The sequence below is a fragment of the Streptomyces sp. NBC_00207 genome (assembly GCF_045160965.1).
Classification (GTDB): Bacteria; Actinomycetota; Actinomycetes; order Streptomycetales; family Streptomycetaceae; genus Streptomyces.
Window position 1 is genome coordinate 4617501 of record NZ_CP130715.1, and the last position, 5000, is coordinate 4622500.

At 62.2% G+C, this 5000-nt stretch carries 5 protein-coding genes and 2 rRNA genes (2 of these 7 cut by a window edge); 1 reads left to right on the forward strand and 6 read right to left on the reverse strand.

Going from position 1 to position 5000, the window contains the following annotated elements:
• Positions 1-238: the 5' portion of an FAD-dependent oxidoreductase gene (locus OG472_RS21810; protein ID WP_405941914.1), read on the reverse strand. The gene continues 860 nt to the left of window position 1, outside the view; only the first 238 of its 1098 coding nucleotides appear in the window; the start codon lies at positions 236-238; its stop codon lies beyond the left edge, outside the window.
• Between the two features lie 236 nt (positions 239-474).
• Between OG472_RS21810 and OG472_RS21815 the strand changes: the two genes are divergently transcribed.
• Positions 475-831, forward strand: a complete 357-nt coding sequence (locus OG472_RS21815) for a VOC family protein (protein ID WP_401615043.1) — start codon at positions 475-477, stop codon at positions 829-831.
• A gap of 17 nt (positions 832-848) precedes the next feature.
• On the opposite strand, the gene OG472_RS21820 is transcribed toward OG472_RS21815, so the two are convergent.
• The 5 genes from OG472_RS21820 to OG472_RS21840 all read right to left on the reverse strand — a co-directional run.
• Positions 849-1562: a DUF4304 domain-containing protein gene (locus OG472_RS21820; protein ID WP_405941915.1), complete on the reverse strand. Its 714-nt coding sequence runs from the start codon at positions 1560-1562 to the stop codon at positions 849-851.
• A 21-nt stretch (positions 1563-1583) separates the two neighbouring features.
• A complete protein-coding gene (locus OG472_RS21825) occupies positions 1584-1853 on the reverse strand; it encodes a hypothetical protein (protein WP_401615040.1) in 270 nt (89 codons plus the stop codon).
• 17 nt (positions 1854-1870) lie between these two features.
• Positions 1871-2227 carry a hypothetical protein gene (locus OG472_RS21830; protein WP_383578129.1) on the reverse strand — a complete coding sequence of 119 codons (357 nt, stop codon included), beginning with the start codon at positions 2225-2227 and terminating at the stop codon, positions 1871-1873.
• 117 nt (positions 2228-2344) lie between these two features.
• Positions 2345-2461 (reverse strand): 5S ribosomal RNA (gene rrf / locus OG472_RS21835).
• A gap of 76 nt (positions 2462-2537) precedes the next feature.
• Positions 2538-5000 (reverse strand): 23S ribosomal RNA (locus OG472_RS21840); it runs 661 nt beyond the window's last position.

A 5000-nucleotide genomic window follows, 5' to 3' on the forward strand; every position in this document is an offset into this window, starting at 1 on the left:
TGACCCGCATCGCTTGACGGCCCTCCAGGATGATGGCGTGGAACTCGTCCATGAGGCCGGCTGCCTGGAGGGCGAGCTGCCCGTTGTAATCGTGGATGTCGAGCAGACCGCCCTGCGTGCGGGCCGACGGGGAGGGCTCGGCCTCGTAGACCGTGACCGGGATTCCGTGGACGTGCAGGACGCGGGCCAGCGTGAGTCCGCCGAGTCCTGCGCCGACGATCGTGACGGGCGTGTGCATGGTGGCTCCTTCGGGATCGGGCCGCCCGGTGGAGTCCGGCCGGCCTTCTCCCGAAAGGTTCCGGTGCTCCGCCGACGAACCGCCGACAGCGGACCGACAGCCGCCGATGGCCGACCGACACCGCGGCTCCGCCACACGATCACCGTGGTGAGCCGGAGGCCCAACGTCCGCCCCTAGGGTGTGGATCGCAGCAGCCGACGATCAACGATCAGCCTGGAGGTGCACTGTCCATGGAGATGAAGCTGAGTGCGATCACGCTCGACTGCTCTGATCCGCTGGCTCTGGCGGCGTTCTACCAGCAGGCCACCGGCCTCGAACCCCACCCGAAGTCGGACGCGGACTTCGCCGGCCTGGGCCGTGCGGACGGACTCCTGATCGGCTTCCAGCGGGTCGACGGCCACCGGGCTCCGAGCTGGCCTGACCAGACCGTCCCCCAGCAGATGCACCTGTGTTTCGACGTCGCGGACCTGGACGAGGCCGAGGCCCGTCTGCTGGAGCTGGGGGCGGGCAAGCCGGCGCACCAGCCCCATGAGGACAGGTGGCGGGTCCTCACCGATCCGGCCGGGCACCCCTTCTGCCTCGTCAGAGGCTGATCGGGGGCACGAGCCCCTCATGCCTCGAGGCCGCTGCCGTTCCGCGTACTCAGTCGCCGGCGCGTCCAGGTGATGAACTGATCGCCGGGACTGGTCAACTGCACGTCCGCCAGCAGAGATTCGATCTCCTCAACCGGAGCCTCGTCGAGCCGGAGGAAGATCTCCACTCTCGTGAGCGGCACGCGTCGCACCACCGGCAGGGCCGGCCTGCGGCACTCCCTCAGGAGATTGCTCCGGTCGAGCAGGTGGACGATCTGCGGGACGGTGTCGTCGTGCAGGGCGGTGGCCAGCGCCTCACCGCAGACGAGGCCGTTGTCCGCGCGCAGGGCCCAGCGGGCGCGGAACGGCATTCCGGCGTCCGGAGCATGTGCTGCGTGAGGCGGTGGGATCACCTCCCCGGACAGCACCGCGGGGCCGAAGGCGACGGGGGCCCGGGAGTCGCCGTCGGCCGCGTGCCGGTTGATCCACTCCCAGTACGGCGCCGGCACGATGCCGTAGGAGACGTCGAAAACGGCCGCACCAGGGTCTGTGTAATGACGGGCGAACCCGAGAACGGCCTGATCGCCATTGTCGGCGACGAGACGGAAGGTACGGCCGGACCTCTTGAAGCCGGCGGCCTTCAGCATGGGGGCCACGTGTTGCTTGACCAGCAGGTTCAACGACGACACCGGCTTCAGCAAGGCGTCACCCCGGCCTCGACGACGTGCAGGCCCCAGGTTGTCGACTGTCATGGGAAGCAGCCTGACAGGAGCTCAGAGGTTGACGCGCTTGAGGTAGACCCGGCTGCGGTGCGGGATGGTCTGGTACCAGATCATGAGGTGCTCGTCCTCGTACGTACGCAGCCGCATCGGGTGCGGGTCCTCGTAGAGGCTGCCGTCCTTGGGGTCGATCGCCATCGACGCCAGATCGACCAGGCCGTCCATGACGGCGGCGACCAGCTCCTGGTGCTCCGCGGGCATGTCGCCGAGGACCCACAGCCGACCGGGATCGCACTCCCATGCCCAACCGCTGTCGTTCTCCACGCCTTCGCCCCGCGCGGTCACTGACCGATCTCGCGCTGAGCCTCGGCGAGGATGCGGCTGCTCGTCTCCATGGCGGCCCGGAACTCTTCCTCGGTCGATGCCGGATCCCCGGCCACCCGCTCCGCCTCGTGCAGCGCCGCCGAGCGCGCCGGCCAGCGGTGGATCGCCACGTGCGTGGCCCACTTGATCAGGAAGAACCGCAGCGGGTTGATGGCACCGGTCTCCGCGGCACGGTCGAAGGCCTCGTTGCACTCCTTGTCGAGCGCGGCCAGGCTGGCCATGTCGATGCGGCGTACGGCGTCCCGGAGGGCTTCCCGTGTCATGGCCGGCTGAGGAATGAGCGGCCCGCCGTCTTCCAGCTGCTGTGCAGTCATCGCGTCCTCCAGAGGAACGCGGCCAGGATACCCAGCCGAGCCCGTGACTCTGCCGGTAAACGCAGAAAAGCCCCGCACCGAACCCGAGGGTTTGGTGCGGGGCTTCCCGCAATGATTGTTCGGCGGCGTCCTACTCTCCCACAGGGTCCCCCCTGCAGTACCATCGGCGCTGAAAGGCTTAGCTTCCGGGTTCGGAATGTAACCGGGCGTTTCCCTAACGCTATGACCACCGAAACACTATGAAATTTGAACGCTGGCATGAACACAGCTGTTCGTTATTTCAGAACTAACACAGTGGACGCGAGCAACTGAGGACAAGCCCTCGGCCTATTAGTACCAGTCAGCTTCACCCGTTACCGGGCTTCCACATCTGGCCTATCAACCCAGTCGTCTACTGGGAGCCTTACCCTCTCAAGGAGGTGGGAATACTCATCTTGAAGCAGGCTTCCCGCTTAGATGCTTTCAGCGGTTATCCCTCCCGAACGTAGCCAACCAGCCATGCCCTTGGCAGGACAACTGGCACACCAGAGGTTCGTCCGTCCCGGTCCTCTCGTACTAGGGACAGCCCTTCTCAATATTCCTACGCGCACAGCGGATAGGGACCGAACTGTCTCACGACGTTCTAAACCCAGCTCGCGTACCGCTTTAATGGGCGAACAGCCCAACCCTTGGGACCGACTCCAGCCCCAGGATGCGACGAGCCGACATCGAGGTGCCAAACCATCCCGTCGATATGGACTCTTGGGGAAGATCAGCCTGTTATCCCCGGGGTACCTTTTATCCGTTGAGCGACGGCGCTTCCACAAGCCACCGCCGGATCACTAGTCCCGACTTTCGTCCCTGCTCGACCCGTCGGTCTCACAGTCAAGCTCCCTTGTGCACTTACACTCAACACCTGATTGCCAACCAGGCTGAGGGAACCTTTGGGCGCCTCCGTTACCCTTTGGGAGGCAACCGCCCCAGTTAAACTACCCATCAGACACTGTCCCTGATCCGGATCACGGACCGAGGTTAGACATCCAGCACGACCAGAGTGGTATTTCAACGATGACTCCACCCCAACTGGCGTTGGGGTTTCACAGTCTCCCACCTATCCTACACAAGCCGAACCGAACACCAATATCAAACTGTAGTAAAGGTCCCGGGGTCTTTCCGTCCTGCTGCGCGAAACGAGCATCTTTACTCGTAGTGCAATTTCACCGGGCCTATGGTTGAGACAGTCGAGAAGTCGTTACGCCATTCGTGCAGGTCGGAACTTACCCGACAAGGAATTTCGCTACCTTAGGATGGTTATAGTTACCACCGCCGTTTACTGGCGCTTAAGTTCTCAGCTTCGCACGCCCGAAAGCGCACTAACCGGTCCCCTTAACGTTCCAGCACCGGGCAGGCGTCAGTCCGTATACATCGCCTTACGGCTTCGCACGGACCTGTGTTTTTAGTAAACAGTCGCTTCTCGCTGGTCTCTGCGGCCACCCCCAGCTCAGGAAGCAAGTTCCTTCACCAGTGATGGCCCCCCTTCTCCCGAAGTTACGGGGGCATTTTGCCGAGTTCCTTAACCATAGTTCACCCGAACGCCTCGGTATTCTCTACCTGACCACCTGAGTCGGTTTAGGGTACGGGCCGCCATGAAACTCGCTAGAGGCTTTTCTCGACAGCATAGGATCATCCACTTCACCACAATCGGCTCGGCATCAGGTCTCAGCCTTATATGAGGGACGGATTTGCCTACCCCTCGGCCTACACCCTTACCCCGGGACAACCACCGCCCGGGCTGGACTACCTTCCTGCGTCACCCCATCGCTTACCTACTACAAGTCTGGTTCGTCGGCTCCACCACTTTCCTTTCCCCGAAGGGTCCGGAACGGCTTCACGGACTTAGCATCGCCTGATTCGATATTGGGCGTTTCAAAGCGGGTACCGGAATATCAACCGGTTGTCCATCGACTACGCCTGTCGGCCTCGCCTTAGGTCCCGACTTACCCTGGGCAGATCAGCTTGACCCAGGAACCCTTAGTCAATCGGCGCACACGTTTCTCACGTGTGTATCGCTACTCATGCCTGCATTCTCACTCGTGAACCGTCCACAACTAGCTTCCGCTGCTGCTTCACCCGGCACACGACGCTCCCCTACCCATCACAGCGGGCGTTGGCCCTATTGCTGCAATGACACGACTTCGGCGGTACGCTTGAGCCCCGCTACATTGTCGGCGCGGAATCACTTGACCAGTGAGCTATTACGCACTCTTTCAAGGGTGGCTGCTTCTAAGCCAACCTCCTGGTTGTCTCTGCGACTCCACATCCTTTCCCACTTAGCGTACGCTTAGGGGCCTTAGTCGATGCTCTGGGCTGTTTCCCTCTCGACCATGGAGCTTATCCCCCACAGTCTCACTGCCGTGCTCTCACTTACCGGCATTCGGAGTTTGGCTAAGGTCAGTAACCCGGTAGGGCCCATCGCCTATCCAGTGCTCTACCTCCGGCAAGAAACACACGACGCTGCACCTAAATGCATTTCGGGGAGAACCAGCTATCACGGAGTTTGATTGGCCTTTCACCCCTAACCACAGGTCATCCCCCAGGTTTTCAACCCTGGTGGGTTCGGTCCTCCACGAAGTCTTACCTCCGCTTCAACCTGCCCATGGCTAGATCACTCCGCTTCGGGTCTAGAGCGTGCAACTCAATCGCCCTATTCGGACTCGCTTTCGCTACGGCTTCCCCACACGGGTTAACCTCGCTACACACCGCTAACTCGCAGGCTCATTCTTCAAAAGGCACG

Coding starts and splice junctions, on each gene's coding strand:
- OG472_RS21815 (WP_401615043.1), top strand. CDS start 475: ATGAAGCTGAGTGCGATCACGCTCGACTGCTCTGATCCGCTGGCTCTG.
- OG472_RS21820 (WP_405941915.1), bottom strand. CDS start 1,562: ATGACAGTCGACAACCTGGGGCCTGCACGTCGTCGAGGCCGGGGTGAC.
- OG472_RS21830 (WP_383578129.1), bottom strand. CDS start 2,227: ATGACTGCACAGCAGCTGGAAGACGGCGGGCCGCTCATTCCTCAGCCG.